This window comes from Burkholderia theae (assembly GCF_048565265.1).
GTDB lineage: Bacteria > Pseudomonadota > Gammaproteobacteria > Burkholderiales > Burkholderiaceae > Burkholderia > Burkholderia theae.
Genome location: NZ_CP183462.1, coordinates 1286676 through 1303949 on the forward strand (window position 1 = coordinate 1286676; position 17274 = coordinate 1303949).

The window sequence follows — 17274 nt, forward strand, 5'->3', positions numbered from 1 at the left end:
CGAGACGCCGGTGTAGGTGCCGTTCAGGATGCGGTGATCGGGGGTAGCGGGCTGCGGCGCGATGCGGCGGGTCAAGCCGGCGCCGCTCATCGGCGCGGCCATCGCGCAAACGGGAGAGTGTACCGATGCACGGTACGAAACGGGATGACGGATACGTGACGCGACGGGCGTCGGGTGAAACGTAGTTCCGGCGGGCCGACGGAGGCGGGGCCGGTATTCCGGTACGAGTACGTAAAGGCTCATCGTTGTTCTTTTGCGTGTCGCGGGTGCAGGAACCGCGCGGCCGGCGCGTCCCGCTCCAAATGCACGGACGTATCCTGCGCCGACCGGCATGCAGCGTCAAGCGATCCGCGCGGCGCCTCCCGGAAGGCCGCGTGAACACGTACGGCCCGCTCCGTTCCTGCGATGGAACACGGGCACCGCATCAGCTTTCGAAACAGAAAGGATTCCTGCGCTCGATCCATCCCGCGCTCGCTCAGGATTGCTTGCCATCGCGGCACCGCAAGCTTCCGGATTGAAAGCTTGTGACACAACGCGAACGCGCTACGCCACCGCGCCGCCCTGCTCCTGCGCGAGAAACCGTTCGACCATCGCGTTGAACACCGGCAGCGCCGGATTATCGTTGTCCGCGCGCCACGCGAGATACAGCTCGGCCGCCGCGTCGACGCCCGCCAGCGGCCGGAACATCACGCCGTCGACGTGCAGCTCGCGAGCCGACGCCGGCACGAGCGCCGCCCCGAGCCCCGCGCGCACGAGGCCAAGGATCGTATGCGTCTGCCCGACGTAGTGCAGGTAGTTCGGCAGCCGCCCGGCGCCCGCGAACATCCCCGAGATCATGTCGTGGAAATACTTCCCCTCGTTCGGCGAATACGCGATGAACGGCTGCCGGTCGAGCTCGTCGGGGCCGATCTGCTCGTACGCGGCGAGCGGCGCACCTTCCGCGACCGCGACGAGCATCGGTTCGCGCTGCACGAGCCGGTATTCGAGCGGCTGGCGCGCGGCGCGCTGGCGCACGAAACCCGCGTCGAGCATCCGCGACGCGAGCGCGTCGATCTGCACGGTCGACACCATCTCGCGCAACTCGATATCGACGTCCGGCAGCGCATGCGCCGCGTGCGCGAGCAACTCCGGAATCATCCGGTAGGCACTGACGGCCGTGAAGCCGAGCGTGATGCGGCCGGCCCCGCCGTGCGCGACGCGTTGCGCGGCCTGCTCGGCCCGTGCGGAGAATTCGAGGATGTGCCGCGCATCGCGCAGGAAGCGCTCGCCGGCCGCGGTCAGCCTGACCTGCCGGCTGCTGCGCTCGAGCAGCGCGATGCCGAGCGCGTGCTCGAGCAGCTGGATCTGCCGGCTGAGCGGTGGCTGGGTCATGAAGAGCCGCCTGGCCGCGCGGCCGAAATGCAGTTCCTCGGCGACCGCGACGAAGCAGCGAAGCTGGTGCAGTTCAATCATCCAAATCTTGAATCAATCGATAGTCTTTTGATGTTAGACCGATATCGATACGATTTCTATACTCGGTTGCACCTGATGCACGGCCCGCGCCGCGCACGACGACCGAGACCTTCATGACCATCGACATCCTGCTCACCCAGCCGCTCCCCGACGCCATCGACGCCGAACTGTCCGCCCGCTACGCCGTGCACCGGCTGTATGCGGCCGAACAACCGGACGCGCTGCTCGATCGCGTTGCATCGCGGATCCGCGGCGTCGTCACCGGCGGCGCGAACGGGCTGTCCGCCGCGCTGATGGACCGGCTGAGCGCGCTCGAAATCGTCGCGATCAGCGGCATCGGCACCGACGCCGTCGATCTCGACCGCGCGCGGGCACGCGGCATCCACGTGACGACGACGCCCGACGTGCTGACCGACGACGTCGCCGACATGGCGATGGGGCTGATCCTGATGACCCTGCGCGACCTCGGCGTCGGCGAGCGGATCGTGCGCGCCGGCAGTTGGGGCAAGACGGCCCAGCCGCTCGCGACGCAGGTGACCGGCAAGCGGCTCGGCATCGTCGGCCTCGGCCGTGTCGGGCGCGCGATCGCCGAGCGCGCGCAGGCGTTCCGGATGCCCGTCAGCTACTCCGGCCCGCGCGAGCATCGCGACAGCGGCTATCGCTTCGTGCCCGACCTCGCCGCGCTCGCGCGCGACAGCGACGTGCTCGTGATCGCGGCATCGGCCGATCACGGCAACGTGCTCGTGACGGCCGACGTGCTCGCCGCGCTCGGCCCCAAAGGATTCCTGATCAATGTCGCGCGCGGCAAGCTGATCGACGAAGCCGCGCTCGTGCGCGCGCTCGCCGACGGCACGATCGCCGGCGCCGGCCTCGACGTGTTCGCGAACGAGCCGCACGTGCCGGCCGCGCTGCTCGAACTTGATCGCGTCGTCGTGCAGCCGCATCGCGCGAGTGCCACGCGCGAGACGCGCGACGAGATGGGCCGGATCGTGCTTGCCAACCTGGCCGCGTGCTTCGCGGGCCAGCGCCCGCCGACCAGCGTCACGCGCTGACCGCCGCACGCCCACCGTTACAACACCGGATGCCTCCGCACGACGGAGGCCAGGAGACACGCATGCCCAATCGATCCAGTGGCGCCGCCCTCGCCGCGTCGCCCGCCGCCTCGCGTACGATCGGCCGCGTCCGTTATGCCGTCCTCGCGCTGATTTTCGCGGTCACCGTCATCAACTATGCGGACCGCGCGACGATGTCGATCGCCGGCACCGGCGTCGCGCACGACCTCGGGCTGACGCCGGTGCAGCTCGGCATCGTCTTTTCGGCGTTCGCCTGGGCCTACGCGATCGGCCAGATCCCGGGCGGCTGGCTGCTCGACCGCTTCGGCGCGCGACGCGTATACGGCCTGAGCCTGCTGCTGTGGTCGGTATTCACGATGCTGCAGGGCACGGTCGGCTGGCTTGCCGTGCAGGGTGCATCCGCGACGCTCGCGCTGTTCGCGATGCGCTTCATGCTCGGCCTCGTCGAATCGCCGGCATTCCCGGCCAATTCGCGAATCGTCGCGTGCTGGTTCCCGACCGCCGAACGCGGCACGGCGTCCGCGCTGTTCAATTCCGCGCAATACATGGCCGTCGTGCTGTTCACGCCGGCGATGGCGTGGCTCACGCATGCGCTCGGCTGGGAACACGTATTCCTGTGGATGGGGCTGCTCGGCGTCGCGCTCGCCGCGCTGTGGTTCGCGTGGTATCGCGAGCCGCATGGCCACCCGCGCGTGAGCGACGCGGAGCGCGACTACCTGCGCGCGCACGGCGCGCTCGTCGATCTCGAGGCGAACCGCGTGCGCCATCGGCCGCGCGTGTCGTGGCACGACGTGTCGCAACTGTTTCGCCACCGGAACCTGTGGGCGATCTATATCGGCCAGTACTGCATCACGGCGCTCACCTACTTCTTCATCACGTGGTTCCCGATCTACCTGATCAAGGGGCGCGGGATGACGATCATGGAAGCCGGCTGGGTTGCCGCGCTGCCGGCGATCTGCGGGTTCACGGGTGGTGTGCTCGGCGGCGTGCTGTCGGACTGGCTGATCCGGCGCGGCATGCACCCGTCGCGCGCACGCAAGACGCCGTTCGTCGTGGGGATGGCAATGGCGACGCTGCTGGTGCTGGCGAACGGCGCATCGTCGAACGCCGTCGTGATCGCGCTGATGACGATCGCGTTCTTCGGCAAGGGGCTCGCGGCGGTCGGCTGGGCCGTGCTCGCCGATACGGCGCCGGAAGGGATGGTCGGCCTGAGCGGCGGCGTGTTCAACGGCCTCGGCAACATCGCCGGGATCGTCACGCCGCTCGTGATCGGTTATTTCGTCGCCAGCACGGGTTCGTTCGCCGGCGCATTGTGGTTCGTCGCCGCGCACGGGCTGATCGGCATCGCCGCGTACACATGGCTCGCGGGCCGCTTCGAGCGGATTCGCATCACGCCGGGCGCATGAGCCGCGCCGCGGCGCACACGATTCGGACCGCGCATGCCGTCAAGCGCGCTTGCGGCCGCCCGGCGTGTGCTCGATCGTCAACCGGTCGAGTTCGCGCAGGTCGTTCTCCAGCGCGGGCGTGAGCGTCGTGCGCAGGTGGTCGAGGAACGTGCGGATCTTCGCGTCGAGATAACGGCGCGTCGCGTAGACCGCATACACGCTCACCGTCTGCAACCGGTACTCGGGCAGCACGCGAATCAGCCGCCCTTCGCGGATGTCGTCGAGCACCGTATACAACGCGACACACGCGATCCCGCGCCCGGCGCGCACTGCGACGCACAGCGCGTCCGGCACGTTGACCTGGAACGGTGCCGGCTGCAGCTCGTAGACGGTCTCCTCACCGTCGTTGCGCTCGAGCCGCCATTCGCCGGCCGGCGAAGCCGGCGTATCGAGACGCAGGCACACGTGGTTCGGCAATTCATCGGGCGACTGCGGCGTGCCGTGTCGTGCCAGATATTCGCGCGACGCGACGAGCACGCTGCAGCTCGTGCCGCAGGTCTGCGCGACATAACCCGAGTCGGGCAACTGCGACGCCGTCACGATCGACACGTCGTAGCCCTCCTCGACGAGATTCGGCATCCGCTGCGCGAGCGTCAGCTCGACCGACACGTCGGGGTTGTCCTCCTGATAGCGGACGATCGACGACACGACATGACTCTGCCCGAGCCCCGTCATCGCATGGATGCGCATCTTGCCGCTCGGCCGCAGCAGCGCGTTGCGCGCCTCCGCGTTCGCATAGTCGAATTCCGCGAGGATCGATTTCGCGCGCTCGAAATAACGTTCGCCGCTTTCGGTGAGGCCGAGATGGCGCGTCGTGCGATGCAGCAGGCGCGTCTGTACGTGCGCTTCGAGGTTCGATACCGCGCGCGACACTTGCGCGGTGGTCGCGTCGATTTCCTTCGCGACCGCAGTAAAACTGCCGGCTTCGACAACGCGCACGAACAGGCGCATGTTTTCGAGCATGTCCATTGAATTGGCTTGGGGAGAGTCAGTGAGGAGACGTCGGTGGCGCTCGCGTCAGGTGGGGAACGGAACGCGGCCGCGAACCACGTCGAATCGATCACCGTGCCGGGAGAAAGGCGGGAGAGCGGGCATCGCGTACGTGGTTCTGGGATAACGGGGGATTCAGTGGCCCGAATTGTACGCCGCCGCGGACAAACTTGCGCGATTGCCCGGCGCTCGAGCTTTCTTCCGATGAAAGGTTTTTGCAAGCTTCGCGCGTCGCGCACGTGCAACGGCTTGATGCACCGCGACAATTTGTATCACAACACGATATAATTCCGCGCTTGTGGCGGCGCGCGTCCGCGCTGTCATTTTTACCGCTTACCGCCCATGTCGTCAGGCTCCTCTTCGTCGCGCCGCACCTTGCGGCAATGGCTGCACAGCTTCATTCCCCATCCGATGTCGCTTGGCTGGCGCGAGCGCCTGCGCTCATGCACGGGCGCGCTCGTCGGTATCGCGACGGTCGGCGTCACGATGCGGCTGCTGCCCGGCGTGCCGGGCCTCGTGCCACTGCTCGTCGCGCCGATGGGAGCGTCGGCCGTGCTGCTGTTCGCGGTGCCGGCGAGTCCGCTCGCGCAACCGTGGTCGATCATCGGCGGCAATCTGGTCTCGGCGACAGTCGGTGTCGCGTGCGCGTTATGGATCGCCGATCCGATCACGGCCGCCGCGGTCGCGATCGCGTGTGCGATCGGCGGCATGTTCGTGCTGCGCTGCGTGCACCCGCCGTCAGGCGCCGTCGCGCTCACGGCCGTGGTCGGCGGCCCGGCAATCCATGCGCTCGGATTCAGTTTCGTGCTGGAGCCGATCGCGCTGCAATCGGCGATCCTGCTGTCTGCCGCGCTCGCCTATCACGCGCTGACCGGGCACCGCTACCCGCACGGCGGCGCGCGTCCCGAAGCAAAACCGCAAGCGGGCGGCGCCGCCCCGGCGCGCGGCGGCTTCACGCGCGGCGACCTCGACGCGGTGCTGAAGCGCCGCAGCGAATGGCTCGACGTCGATCCGGACGATCTCGAAACGCTGCTGCGCGAAACCGAGATGCAGGCCTATACGCGCACGTTCGGCCAGCTCACGTGCGCCGACCTGATGACGAAGAATGCGATCGAGGTCGCGCCGTCGACGTCGGTGACGGCCGCACTCACGCTGCTCGACCGCCACCGCGTAAAGGCACTGCCCGTCGTCGACGGTGACGGCCGCCTGACCGGCATCGTCACGCGCGCCGACCTCACGCGCCAGTTGCGCCGCCCGACCCCGCTGTGGCAACGCCTGTCCGCACGGCTGCCGCAATCGCTCGGCGGCCAGCCCGCCAGTGTCGCCACCGTGATGACGCGCGACGTCGCATTCGTGCCGCAAACGATGCCGATCACCGCGCTCGTGCCGCTCTTTACGCATTCGGGCCATCACCATATTCCGGTCGTCGACGCATCGCGCCGACTCGTCGGGATCATTACGCAGACGGATCTGGTGACGGGCCTCTACCAGCAGACGCAAATGCTCGAGGCCGCTTAACGCGGGCGCAACGCGCCGACGCGATGCGACGCGAAATGGATTCATTTCGCTTCATTTCGGTCATTTATATCATGCTGTGATATATTTATCGCTACCGAAACCGACTGCCCGACCGACCTCGATGAACGATACCCGACGCGCGCTGAACAAAAGCGATTTCCAGCAACTGTCCGAGTTCCGCTACCAGATGCGCCGCTTCGAGCGCTTCTCCGAACGCGCCGCGCAAAGCGAAGGCGTGACGCCGCTGCAATACCTGCTGCTGCTGCACATCAAGGGTTATCCGCACCGCGAATGGGCGACCATCGGCGAACTCGCGGAACGCCTGCAGGCGCAGCATCACGGCGTCGTCGCGCTGGTGACGCGCTGCGAGGCGCTCGGGCTCGTGAAGCGCAAGACGAGCGAAGCGGACCGCCGACAGGTCGAAGTCCACCTCGAACCAGCCGGCGAGACGCTGCTCGCCCGCCTCGCAGCCATGCATCGCGCCGAGCTGAAGTCGCTCAAGGACGCGTTCCAGGTTCCCCAGATAGATTACTGACCCTTGCTTCCACCACGCCGATGAACGCACCACACAAACGCGATTTCTCGACCAACGACCGCCTGCCCAGGATCGCGTTGCTTGCCGCCGGGATCGGCCTCCTCAGCACGCTTGCCGCGTTCGTGCTGTTGAGCCTGATCCACCTGTTCACGAACCTGTTCTTCTTCCAGCAGTTCTCGTTCGCCGACCGCTCTCCCGCGAACAACACGCTCGGCGCGTGGGTGATCGTCGTGCCGGTGATCGGCGGGCTGATCGTCGGGATGATGGCGCGCTTCGGTTCGGAAAAGATCCGCGGGCACGGCATTCCCGAAGCGATCGAGGCGATCCTGTTCGGCAAGAGCCGCATGTCGCCGAAGGTCGCGATCCTCAAGCCGTTGTCGTCCGGCGTCGTGATCGGCAGCGGCGGCCCGTTCGGCGCCGAAGGCCCGATCATCATGACGGGTGGCGCGCTCGGCTCGCTGATCGCGCAATGCGTGCACGTGACCGCCGCCGAGCGCAAGACGCTGCTCGTCGCGGGTGCGGCCGCCGGCATGACGGCCGTGTTCGGCACGCCGGTCGCCGCCGTGCTGCTCGCGGTCGAACTGCTGCTGTTCGAATGGCGCCCGCGCAGTTTCCTGCCGGTCGCGCTCGCGTGCGCGGTGGCCGGTTTTGCGCGCGCGCTGTTCTTCGGCGTCGATCCGCTGTTTCCGCTGACCACGGCCGCGCCGACGCCCGTCGCGCTGCTGTCGTGCATCGTCGCGGGCCTGCTGTCGGGCATGCTCGCCTGCGGCCTGTCGGCTGCGCTGTATCGCGTCGAGGACACCTTCGCGAAGCTGCCCGTGCACTGGATGTGGTGGCCCGCGCTCGGCGCGATCGTGATCGGTATCGGCGGCTGGCTCGAGCCGCGCGCGCTCGGTGTCGGCTACGACGTGATCGGCGACCTGCTGCACCAGCACATCGCGCTGAAGATCGCGCTCGCGCTGCTGATCGTGAAGGCCGTGATGTGGGTGATCGCGCTCGGCTCGGGGACGTCGGGCGGTGTGCTCGCCCCGCTGCTGATGCTCGGCGCCGGTCTCGGCACCGTGCTGTCGCCGATGCTGCCGGGCGGCGATCCGGCGCTGTGGCCGCTCGTGTGCATGGCCGCGACGCTTGGTGCGACACTCGGCGCCCCGCTGACCGCGATCGTGTTCGCGTTCGGCCTCACGCACGATGCCAACGCGCTGCTGCCGCTGCTCGCAGCGACGCTCGTCGCGCACGGCTTCGCGACCATCGTGATGAAACGCTCGATCATGACGGAAAAGATCGCGCGCCGCGGCTATCACATCTATCGCGAATACGGCGTCGATCCGCTCGAACGGCATGACATCGCCGAAGTGATGACGTCCGCCGATCTGCTGGTCGCGATCGACGGCGCGTCGACGCTCGACACCGTCGAGTCGCAGTACTTCGGCGCGAAGCAGACGCACCGCGCATACCCGGTCGTGCAGAACGGCCGCCTGCTCGGCCTCGTCGATCGCGCGACGCTCGACGCGCAGCGCGCGCAAGCCGGAGCCGACACGCCGATCTCGGGCGCGTTCACCAACCGCGTGCCCGCCGTCGCGCTTGCGCACGAAACCTGCCGCGTCGTCGCGTCGCGACTCGCGATGCTCGGCCTCGAACGCCTGCCGGTCGTCGACGACGAGCAATCGCTGCGCATCACGGGCATCGTGTCGCGCAGCGACCTGATCAAGCCCGCGCTCCAGCACTTCGACGACGAACAGAAGCGCGAGCGCTTCCGCCCGGTCGTCCCGGTCAACCTGCGCGACGCCGGCACGCGCAAGGCAGGCTGACGCCGCCAGCCTGCGCGGCATGTCAGCCGCGCACGGCCCACTCACCCCACCTCGTTGCACGATGCAGCGCGCACCGCGCGCGCCGCATCGCATTCCGCTGCTTCCCGCGTTTAAAGTTGGTTAACAATCGAACCGACGAAAGTTTGTCATCATGGTCTCCATGCGACGGGGCCAACAAACAATTCAGCCATTCCAATCAGTTCGCATTCAAATAATGAGTCGCGGCACGGCATGCATTGACATGCCACTCGCCGTGGCCGTCACCTCACCACACGACCGGACAGCGCGCCGACCGGGCAACGCATGACGTCGTTGCCGCATCACCGGTCCACCGACGGGCCGCACACGATGCATGTTGTGCCGCAGCAGCGCCGCCAAGCACCGGAGCCTCCGTTTGGCAAGCGCGTTAACAACTTGTTTCGGAATAGCCGGAACCGTGCTTGTTCGATGCGATCTCACTTGCACGCAGTCCTGCTGCGCATCCCACTCAATCAATCACGACTCGAGGGAGATAACGTGAACGCAAAATATTTACCGCTCATCGCATTGACCGTGGCATTTTCTGCTCATGCAGCCGATTCTGCCCTGCAGAACGTGGGACAAAGCCAGAAACCCGCCGACCAGGTAGCGCAGTGCATCGCGAAGACCTGGGCCGACAAGTCGCAGCAACAGGTAACGTCGCAGTACGAACTGGCGAACGGCCTCGCGATGGCCGTTTATGCGCCGGGCCAGCAACCGCCGAACGGCGCCGCCGCCGTGGTGCGTCCTGCCAACGCCGCGAACGCGAAAACCTGGGTCGGTTTCCGCGGCGGCGATGCGTCGTCGGCCGGCGACATCAACGCCTGCCTGTAAGTAACGAGAACAGGCGCTTCGGATGGCCTTGCGCCATCCGCTTGCGACAAGCCCCGCCTCGGCGGGGCTTGTCTTTTTCTGCCGCCCGCGCTTACAGGTAGCTGCAGACGTAATCGAGCGTCTCGAGCACTTCGATGTCGAAGCGGCTCTTGCCCGGCACCGAGAACGATTCGCCGGCGCCGTAGGTCTGCCACTCGCTGCTGCCGTCGAGCTTCACGCGGCACTTGCCGGCCTGCACTTCCATCAATTCGGGGGCGTCCGTGCCGAAGTTGAGCGCGCACGGCAGGATCACGCCGAGCGTCTTGCGCGTGCCGTCCGGGAAGAGCACGGTATGCGACACGCACTTGCCGTCGAAATAGACGTTGGCGCGCTTGACGACCGATACGTTGTCGAATTGGGTTGCACTGGTCATGTGATGCCTCTGATTGCTGGATGCCGGATGGCGATGTGGTTGGAGGCCGGCCGGAGCGGCGGGCCGGCCGCTATGATACCGGCTCGCGCGACGCACGCCGCAACCGCACGACGCCTTGCCCGCGTCATCCCGTGAAACGGCAGCGGTGCCAGATCGTCAGGATCACTACATGATGACGAGCGCACGCCTCGGTTGCCGACTCACCGCAGCCCCTTGCGTCGCGCGGAATCGCGCAAGCAATCGAGCAGCATCGCCGCGGCCGGCGTCAACGGGCTGTCGCGACGCGTCACGACCTGCACCGACACGGCCGGCAAGCGCTCGCGAATCGGCAGCACCGCCAATTGATCGCGCGCCCACTCTGCCTCCAACAGTTGCTCCGGCATCGACGCGATCAGGTCGCAACCCGTCAACAGGCGGTGCGCGAGCCCGAAGCTCGGGCATTCGACGACGCGCGCCGGCACCGGCAGACCGTACGTGACGAACGAATTGAACAGCGCCTGCGTCGAGCTTTCCGGCGACGGATTCATCAGCCAGTCGGCCTCGACGAGATCGGCGAGCGACGTGGCCGACGCGAGTGGATGCTCCTTGCGCGCGACGATCAGCGAACGGCTCGCGTAGAGCTCGGCATGATCGAACTCGGCCGCCAGCAGTTCCGGCACGACGACGACCACCGCGAAATCGAGCGAGCCATCGTGCAGGCGTGGCAGCGCGACGCCCGGAAACCCTTCGATCAGGTTGACGCGCGCCACCGGAAAGCGGCGCCGGAACGCGCGAAACGCGTCGGGCAGGATCGTCACCGCGGCGGCCGGCGTGATCGCTGCCGACACGGAGCCCGTCAGCGCCCCCTGCGCCTGCTCGATGTCGTCGCGGGCACGCTGCATCTCGGCGACGATCAGCCGCGCGCGCACCTGCAGCTGCTGGCCAAACGCGGTGAGCTGCACGCCGCGCGCGGTACGCACGACGAGCGACACGCCGAGCGCGATCTCCAGTTCCTTGACCGCCTTCGTCAGCGCCGCCGGCGACACGTTCAGGCGCCGCGCGGCCGCGCGAATACTCCCTTCTTCCGCGACGGTGACGAACGCTTTCAACTGATGGTATTTCATGGCGGCAATGCGTGATCCGTGGAAACCCTGTACCCGGCCGTGCGTACCGGTTCAGGGTATTCCCGAGCGGCAACCGGTGGTGTGCACCAAAGCAATTTATCAGCTTCTAGTGAGCAAAAGAAATTTATATGCTCTCTCGTCATATGCACGTCAAACGCCCCACCTGCCCCACAGGAGAGACCATGCTGCAAGCCGTGAACCCCGTCATCCCCGGTATCGCCGCGATCGCCCCCGAGCTGGTCGAGGTGCGCCGCCGCATCCATGCGCATCCCGAACTCGCGTTCGAAGAAACGCTCACGAGCGATCTCGTCGCCGAGCTGCTCGCCGGCTGGGGTTACGAAGTGCATCGCGGCATCGGCAAGACGGGCGTCGTCGGCGTGCTGCGCGAAGGACAAGGCACGCGCACCGTCGGGCTGCGCGCCGACATGGATGCGCTGCCGCTCGCCGAAGCCACGGGCCTGCCGTACGCGAGCCGCCACGCGAACAAGATGCACGCATGCGGCCACGACGGCCACACCGCGATGCTGCTGTGCGCGGCGCGCCACCTCTCGGCCACGCGTCAGTTTTCCGGCACGCTGAACCTGATCTTCCAGCCGGCCGAGGAAAACTTCGGCGGCGCGAAGGCGATGATGGACGACGGCCTGTTCGATCGTTTCCCGTGCGACGCGATCTTTGCGATCCACAACATGCCGGGCCGCGCGGCCGGCGACATGGCATTCCGCACCGGCGCCGCGATGGCGTCGGCCGACCGCGTGACGATCACGCTGCGCGGTGTCGGTGGCCACGGCGCGATGCCGCACTTCGCGCGCGATCCGATGTCGGCCGCGGGCAGCATCATGGTCGCACTGCAGACGATCGTCGCGCGCGAGGTCGACGCGCAGCATGCGGCCGTGATCACGGTCGGCAGCGTGCAGGCCGGCGAGACGTTCAACATCATTCCCGAAACCGTCGTGATGAAGCTGTCGGTGCGCGCGCTGAACGCTGATGTACGCGCGCTGCTCGCACGCCGCATCGAAGCACTCGTCAAAGGCCAGGCCGAAAGCTTCGGCATCACGGCGGACGTCGACTACGACTACGGCTACCCGGTGCTCGTCAATCACGCGGAACCGACCGCGTTCGCGGCCGACATCGCGCGCCAGATGCTCGGTGCCGAGCGGGTCGAAACCGACGCCGCGCCGCTGATGGGCAGCGAGGATTTCGCGTTCATGCTCGAGGCCCGCCCCGGCTGCTACGCGTTCATCGGCAACGGGATCGGCAGCAAGGGCGGCTGCATGGTGCACAACCCCGGCTACGACTTCAACGACGACATCCTCGCGATCGGCGCGAGCTACTGGGTTCGCGTCGCCGAAGCCTGGCTCGCGGCCTGACGGCCCTTCACCACGCAGTTTCGCGCTTACCGGGGGAACCCCATGGAAACGTCTGCCCTGTCGTTCGCCGGCACGCCGCCCGATACACACGCCGCCGCGAAGAAGCGCCGGCTGATCGCCGCCGCCGCCGTCGGCAACGCGCTCGAGTTCTACGACTTCACGGTCTACAGCTTCTTCGCGATCCTGATCGGCAAGCTGTTCTTTCCCGTGCATTCGTCGTTCGGGCAGCTGATGCTCGCGGTCGCGAGCTTCGGCGTCGGCTTCGTCACGCGTCCGCTCGGCGGACTCGTGATCGGCATGTACGCCGACCGCGCCGGCCGCAAGAAGGCCATGATCCTGACGCTGCTGCTGATGGCGCTCGGCACCGCAACGATCGCGGTCGCGCCGACCTTCGCGCAGGTCGGCATCGTCGCGCCGCTGCTGCTCGTGCTCGCGCGCCTGCTGCAAGGGTTCGCATCGGGCGGCGAAGTCGGCGCATCGACCACGCTGTTGCTCGAGCAGGCGCCACAGCACCGCCGCGGCTTCTACGCATCGTTCCAGTTCTCGAGCCAGGGGCTCGCCGCGCTCGCGGGCGCGCTCACCGGCGTCGCGCTGACGTCGACGCTGACTGCCGCGCAGCTTGAAAGCTGGGGCTGGCGCGTGCCGTTCATCATCGGCACGCTGTTCGTGCCGCTCGGCTACCGGCTGCGCCGCACCGTCGAGGAGGTGCCGGCTGCCGCGCCCGCCGCCGCGCATGACGAGCCGGTCGCGTCGCTGCCGCTCGCCGACGTGCTGCGCCATCACGGCAAGGCCGTGTTCGCGGGGCTCGGCGTGACGATCGGCGGCACGTCGATCCACTACATCATCGTGTTCTACATGGCGATCTACGGCGTGCAGGTGCTGCACCTGCCGACCTGGTTGTCGATGACGGCCGGCTGCGTCGCCGGTGCGATCCTGATGCTCGTGACGCCAATCGGCGGCCACCTGTCCGACGTCTACGGGCGCAACCGGATCATCTGGTGGACCCGCATCGTGCTGATGGCCGCGGTCTACCCGGCGTTCATCGCGCTGAACCGCTGGCCGGGCGCCGCGTCGCTGCTGTCGATCATCACGGCGCTGTCGATCGTGCATGCGATCAACGTCGGCGCGACCGGCGCGGTGCTCGGCGAACTGTTTCCGCGTGCGGTGCGCGCGACCGGCGGCGCGCTCGTGTACAGCGTCGGCGTCGCGATCTTCGGCGGCTTCGCGCAGTTCTTCGTCACGTGGCTGATCGCGGCGACCGGCAACCCGAATGCCCCCGCGTGGTATGCGATCGGCTGCGGCGCGTGCACGTTGCTCGCCATCCGCTGCATGGACGAAAAGGCCGGGAAGGCACTCGATTGAACGACGGTCGATGCGCGGTGCGCAATTGACGCAGCGCACGCGCATCGGGCATGATCGCTCCATGCACCGCGCCACGACCACCCTTTCGACAACCACGCGCACGACCGCCTTCGGCGGGCTCGTGCGGCGAGTGCGCGCAAGGTCGTAGCGCCACCGATTCCTCACAGGCCCCGCCGGTTCCGGACGGGGTCTTGTCGTTTCTCCGTCCCTGTACCGGTCATTCAGGAGAAACGCAATGTCCGAAGTCCTTTCCCCGCAACGCGCGCTGCTCGTCATCGACATGCAGGTCGGGCTGTTTCATGGCCCGGAGCGCCCGCATGACGGCGCACGCGTGCTCGCCAACATCAATCGGCTGATTGGCCGCGCGCACGAAGGCGGTGCGCCGGTGTTCGCCGTGCGTCACACCGGACCCGCCGGTTCGCCGATCGCGCCCGATTCGCCGCTCGCCGCGCTGCTGCCGGAACTCGCGATCGATCCCGCGCGCGACACCGTGTTCGACAAGACCCGCCCGAGCTGCTTCGCGGGCACGCGCCTCGCCGAATGGCTTCGCGCGGCCAGCATCGGCGAACTCGTCGTCACCGGCATGAAGACGCAGTACTGCGTCGATACGACCTGTCGCGCGGCCGCCGATCTCGGCTTTCGCGCGGTGCTCGTTGCCGATGCACATACCTGCATGGACACGCCGGCGCTGCCGGCCGAGCGAATCGTCGCGCATCACAACGCAACGCTCGACGGCCCGTTCGCAACGCTGACGACCACCGACGCTTGCGGGTTCTGATATACCGCACTCACCAGACCACAAGTTTGTCGAGGAGGCCCCAATCTTATAAAGTCCGCGGAAAAGTGGCCTCTCTCTGGCACACGCCCTACAACGCACGTTAAATCAACGCCTCGAATTCAAGATCGGATCGCCGACGAGATAACGTGCGATTGCAACGGGGTGCCCCCGAACTGCGTACGCGGGCACCGCACTCGTCGCGGCGGCGAGATCCGCTAATGCCAGCGTGTTAACGATTTCCATATCCTCTTCGATGAAGTCGACCAACCCGTATCTGTACGTATCGGAAATCGAATCCCGCAACTGACTCGATGCGAGTTCGAAAGCGCGCTCGGACGATAGCGGTTCGATTTGAAAGGATTCCTCCTCAGGCGTGATTTTCGGGAAGACAATCGCATCGATACGCTGTCGGACGCCCACGCGCACCCCCAGCATCTCGGAGAATTCGGCCGGCGTCACCAGGCGCTTGCCTTTCTTTACGTACCCCTCCTCGTGCAGGAACACCTTCTCGGGCTGCGGCACGGAAACGGTGGCGCGAAGGCAGTCGAGCGTCCCCAGGCCGACCGATATCCCTCCACCAGGCCAGCCTATCGAATCGACACCCTTGCCATCGTGCCGAATCAACGCGATATCCGAGCTGACAAACGTGCCCTCATTCGCCATCGCCGACACAACGGCCGCCAAAGTGGTTTTTCCGGCGCCGCTATCCCCGACAAACAGAAACCCCCTGGATCCCGTGCCCGCTACGGATGCATGCAGCGGAAAATATCGCACCGACTGATGCGCACGAAACGCGATTTCGCGGATCAATCGAATACCGGGCTTCTGGAACTCGAGAACACCCTCCTTGAAGCCGGGCGTGATAATGCAGTATTGCCGTCGTGACGAGGAGCGAATGATCAGATGTCGTATCCCGCCTCGCGACTCCAGCACCTCTCCGAACTCGTCCCTGTAAATCACTTCATAGAAGTTATCCGGATGAAATTCGATGCGTTCGACCACCCGAAATCTCGACGCAATGTCCAGCACCTTAAAAAATAGATCATCTCCGTGGCAATAAATCAGTTCCGCGCCAACAAACGGAAACTCCTTGCAATGAGGCGGACACGGAACAAAGAAATACTCTCGCAACGCATCGATGAATTCCGGACGCTCGCATTTCACGGCAATGCTCACCCCGGACGCATCCACATCGGAACCATGAGCGCAGCGTGCCACCGCTGAGTTTACCACTTCAAATATTTCGGACATCACACTCCCGCAGATTTCTTTGGCGAACCCAAGACACTAGAACCACATAAGCGAAGCGCCCCTCTCTTCGCAACCATCATCCACGGGACAAGCGACTGCACCAGAGGATAAAGTGCCAGGCACAGCAGACCGCGCGCCGACCTCATCCGTAGCCCCCCCCTGGTCCGAGGCAGGAAGACGAAAGGGAACGCGTACGATGAGACGAGATACGCAAGATATGACAAAGCACAAGCACCGATGTGCCGACTATCCATGGCACAAGCCATAACCAACCCCAAAATTACCGGTGCACGCAAGATCCAGACGATAAAGTGCGATATGCGAAATGCGATGTATCCGATGCCGGCTTTTCCACCCAGCACCCGCGAACCCAGCATTCGGAACATCTCCACATAAGACGAGCACCAGAAAATCTTCTGTTTTAAATCCGCGGTTGGACCCGACACCTGCTCGACGGACAAGAATGTATCCAGCAGGGCGACACGGCACCCCATCGCACAAAACATGCCTGAAGTCGACAGATCGTCAACCGCGCAGTTTTCAAAAAAACCACCTACCTCCTCAATCAGGGAATAGCGAATGACAACACCATTCGCCGTGTACCAGAAATACCCATTCAGCGCCAAATCGTCCTCATTGAGACGCTCTCTTCTCATGAATCTGGTGCGCTCGCGCGACAACATGAAATAGTTCTGCCATTGAGCGGCGGCGGCATCGTAATGCCTCCGGTTTGCGTCGGAAACATAGATGGACTGAACCTGTGCAAGATCGGCCCGCGAATATTTCACATGATCCGCCACGGCACAAAAGAAGTTCTTGTCCAAAATCGCGTCGACATCCAGCAAAAGAACGAAGTCATGCGAAGCAAGACCGTGATTCCGGCGCAAGAAATCGCAAGCGAAGTTGATTTGCCCCGGCCGTCTGGCTTTTCCCGAGTATCGGATGACATCGACTTTGGACGAGATTGCCGACGCCCCGGACACGCCAAGGGCATGGATGGCGGCATCCCAGGTGTACGGACCCGACGTCGACGATGAATCGCCTGTCTCGCTGTCATTGCACACGACGACCATGCGCGAAACCAGCCCAGCATGCGATGTCAAGCGCTCACAGACGTGAGCCAAAAAATCGCCGATGTGGTTCTGTTCGTTCAGCGCCGGCGTGACGATGAACAGCCTCGCCACCCCATCGCTTGCACTGGGCGCCGTCGCATCCCGGCCCATCCGATACGAAGTCTCCCGTCCCAGTCGAACCAGCCACGCGATATTCATCACGGTTCTCAGCCACAGCACGATCAACGGCACATAAAGCGCGAACGTATTCATATA

Annotated in this window: 15 protein-coding genes; 9 read left to right on the forward strand and 6 right to left on the reverse strand. The window is 65.7% G+C overall.

Annotation, left to right across the window (positions count from 1 at the left end):
- Positions 1-543: 543 nt before the first annotated feature.
- A complete protein-coding gene (locus tag ACN22W_RS23270; RefSeq protein ID WP_129515096.1) occupies positions 544-1452 on the reverse strand; it encodes a LysR substrate-binding domain-containing protein in 909 nt (302 codons plus the stop codon).
- 113 nt (positions 1453-1565) lie between these two features.
- Here ACN22W_RS23270 and ACN22W_RS23275 point away from each other — a divergent pair, with 113 nt between their 5' ends.
- Both ACN22W_RS23275 and ACN22W_RS23280 read left to right on the forward strand, forming a co-directional pair.
- Entirely contained in the window at positions 1566-2504 is a 939-nt protein-coding gene (locus ACN22W_RS23275) for a 2-hydroxyacid dehydrogenase (protein WP_419689559.1), read from the forward strand.
- A gap of 62 nt (positions 2505-2566) precedes the next feature.
- Complete coding sequence (locus tag ACN22W_RS23280; RefSeq protein WP_419689560.1) at positions 2567-3931, forward strand: MFS transporter; 1365 nt, start codon at positions 2567-2569, stop codon at positions 3929-3931.
- Between the two features lie 39 nt (positions 3932-3970).
- Here the strand turns inward: ACN22W_RS23280 and ACN22W_RS23285 are convergent, their stop codons facing one another.
- Complete coding sequence (locus ACN22W_RS23285; protein WP_129515097.1) at positions 3971-4939, reverse strand: LysR family transcriptional regulator; 969 nt, start codon at positions 4937-4939, stop codon at positions 3971-3973.
- Positions 4940-5302: 363 nt separating this feature from the next.
- Here ACN22W_RS23285 and ACN22W_RS23290 point away from each other — a divergent pair, with 363 nt between their 5' ends.
- The 4 genes from ACN22W_RS23290 to ACN22W_RS23305 all read left to right on the forward strand — a co-directional run bounded on the left by ACN22W_RS23290 (position 5303) and on the right by ACN22W_RS23305 (position 9673).
- Entirely contained in the window at positions 5303-6478 is a 1176-nt protein-coding gene (locus ACN22W_RS23290) for an HPP family protein (protein ID WP_419689561.1), read from the forward strand.
- 121 nt (positions 6479-6599) lie between these two features.
- Complete coding sequence (locus ACN22W_RS23295; protein ID WP_412024371.1) at positions 6600-7013, forward strand: MarR family winged helix-turn-helix transcriptional regulator; 414 nt, start codon at positions 6600-6602, stop codon at positions 7011-7013.
- Between the two features lie 20 nt (positions 7014-7033).
- Positions 7034-8821, forward strand: coding sequence for a chloride channel protein (locus ACN22W_RS23300; RefSeq protein WP_419689562.1), 1788 nt, complete (start codon positions 7034-7036; stop codon positions 8819-8821).
- Positions 8822-9337: 516 nt separating this feature from the next.
- On the forward strand, positions 9338-9673 hold the full coding sequence (locus ACN22W_RS23305) for a hypothetical protein (RefSeq protein ID WP_021162025.1): 336 nt from the start codon (positions 9338-9340) through the stop codon (positions 9671-9673).
- A gap of 91 nt (positions 9674-9764) precedes the next feature.
- Here the strand turns inward: ACN22W_RS23305 and ACN22W_RS23310 are convergent, their stop codons facing one another.
- Positions 9765-10085 (reverse strand): pyrimidine/purine nucleoside phosphorylase, encoded by a 321-nt coding sequence (locus ACN22W_RS23310; protein WP_006478890.1) that lies wholly within the window; start codon positions 10083-10085, stop codon positions 9765-9767.
- A gap of 200 nt (positions 10086-10285) precedes the next feature.
- On the reverse strand, positions 10286-11188 hold the full coding sequence (locus tag ACN22W_RS23315; RefSeq protein WP_129515101.1) for a LysR substrate-binding domain-containing protein: 903 nt from the start codon (positions 11186-11188) through the stop codon (positions 10286-10288).
- 182 nt (positions 11189-11370) lie between these two features.
- Here ACN22W_RS23315 and ACN22W_RS23320 point away from each other — a divergent pair, with 182 nt between their 5' ends.
- The 3 genes from ACN22W_RS23320 to ACN22W_RS23330 all read left to right on the forward strand — a co-directional run bounded on the left by ACN22W_RS23320 (position 11371) and on the right by ACN22W_RS23330 (position 14695).
- Entirely contained in the window at positions 11371-12555 is a 1185-nt protein-coding gene (locus ACN22W_RS23320; RefSeq protein WP_419689563.1) for a M20 aminoacylase family protein, read from the forward strand.
- 42 nt (positions 12556-12597) lie between these two features.
- Positions 12598-13917, forward strand: a complete 1320-nt coding sequence (locus ACN22W_RS23325) for an MFS transporter (RefSeq protein WP_419689564.1) — start codon at positions 12598-12600, stop codon at positions 13915-13917.
- Between the two features lie 235 nt (positions 13918-14152).
- Entirely contained in the window at positions 14153-14695 is a 543-nt protein-coding gene (locus ACN22W_RS23330; RefSeq protein WP_419689565.1) for a cysteine hydrolase family protein, read from the forward strand.
- 105 nt (positions 14696-14800) lie between these two features.
- Here ACN22W_RS23330 and ACN22W_RS23335 read toward each other — a convergent pair whose 3' ends face one another.
- Both ACN22W_RS23335 and ACN22W_RS23340 read right to left on the reverse strand, forming a co-directional pair.
- Positions 14801-15946 carry a hypothetical protein gene (locus ACN22W_RS23335; RefSeq protein ID WP_419689566.1) on the reverse strand — a complete coding sequence of 382 codons (1146 nt, stop codon included), beginning with the start codon at positions 15944-15946 and terminating at the stop codon, positions 14801-14803.
- The gene (locus ACN22W_RS23340) at positions 15946-17271 is read right to left on the reverse strand and encodes a glycosyltransferase (protein ID WP_419689567.1); all 1326 of its coding nucleotides are present in this window, start codon (positions 17269-17271) and stop codon (positions 15946-15948) included. Before ACN22W_RS23340 ends, ACN22W_RS23335 begins: the two co-directional genes overlap by 1 nt.
- Positions 17272-17274: the final 3 nt, after the last annotated feature.

Excerpts from the sequence above, each read along its gene's own strand:
- ACN22W_RS23290 (WP_419689561.1), top strand. The coding sequence starts at position 5,303 with ATGTCGTCAGGCTCCTCTTCGTCGCGCCGCACCTTGCGGCAATGGCTG.
- ACN22W_RS23330 (WP_419689565.1), top strand. The coding sequence starts at position 14,153 with ATGTCCGAAGTCCTTTCCCCGCAACGCGCGCTGCTCGTCATCGACATG.
- ACN22W_RS23285 (WP_129515097.1), bottom strand. The coding sequence starts at position 4,939 with ATGGACATGCTCGAAAACATGCGCCTGTTCGTGCGCGTTGTCGAAGCC.
- ACN22W_RS23310 (WP_006478890.1), bottom strand. The coding sequence starts at position 10,085 with ATGACCAGTGCAACCCAATTCGACAACGTATCGGTCGTCAAGCGCGCC.
- ACN22W_RS23270 (WP_129515096.1), bottom strand. The coding sequence starts at position 1,452 with ATGATTGAACTGCACCAGCTTCGCTGCTTCGTCGCGGTCGCCGAGGAA.
- ACN22W_RS23315 (WP_129515101.1), bottom strand. The coding sequence starts at position 11,188 with ATGAAATACCATCAGTTGAAAGCGTTCGTCACCGTCGCGGAAGAAGGG.
- ACN22W_RS23280 (WP_419689560.1), top strand. The coding sequence starts at position 2,567 with ATGCCCAATCGATCCAGTGGCGCCGCCCTCGCCGCGTCGCCCGCCGCC.
- ACN22W_RS23340 (WP_419689567.1), bottom strand. The coding sequence starts at position 17,271 with ATGAATACGTTCGCGCTTTATGTGCCGTTGATCGTGCTGTGGCTGAGA.
- ACN22W_RS23325 (WP_419689564.1), top strand. The coding sequence starts at position 12,598 with ATGGAAACGTCTGCCCTGTCGTTCGCCGGCACGCCGCCCGATACACAC.
- ACN22W_RS23335 (WP_419689566.1), bottom strand. The coding sequence starts at position 15,946 with ATGTCCGAAATATTTGAAGTGGTAAACTCAGCGGTGGCACGCTGCGCT.
- ACN22W_RS23295 (WP_412024371.1), top strand. The coding sequence starts at position 6,600 with ATGAACGATACCCGACGCGCGCTGAACAAAAGCGATTTCCAGCAACTG.
- ACN22W_RS23320 (WP_419689563.1), top strand. The coding sequence starts at position 11,371 with ATGCTGCAAGCCGTGAACCCCGTCATCCCCGGTATCGCCGCGATCGCC.
- ACN22W_RS23275 (WP_419689559.1), top strand. The coding sequence starts at position 1,566 with ATGACCATCGACATCCTGCTCACCCAGCCGCTCCCCGACGCCATCGAC.
- ACN22W_RS23300 (WP_419689562.1), top strand. The coding sequence starts at position 7,034 with ATGAACGCACCACACAAACGCGATTTCTCGACCAACGACCGCCTGCCC.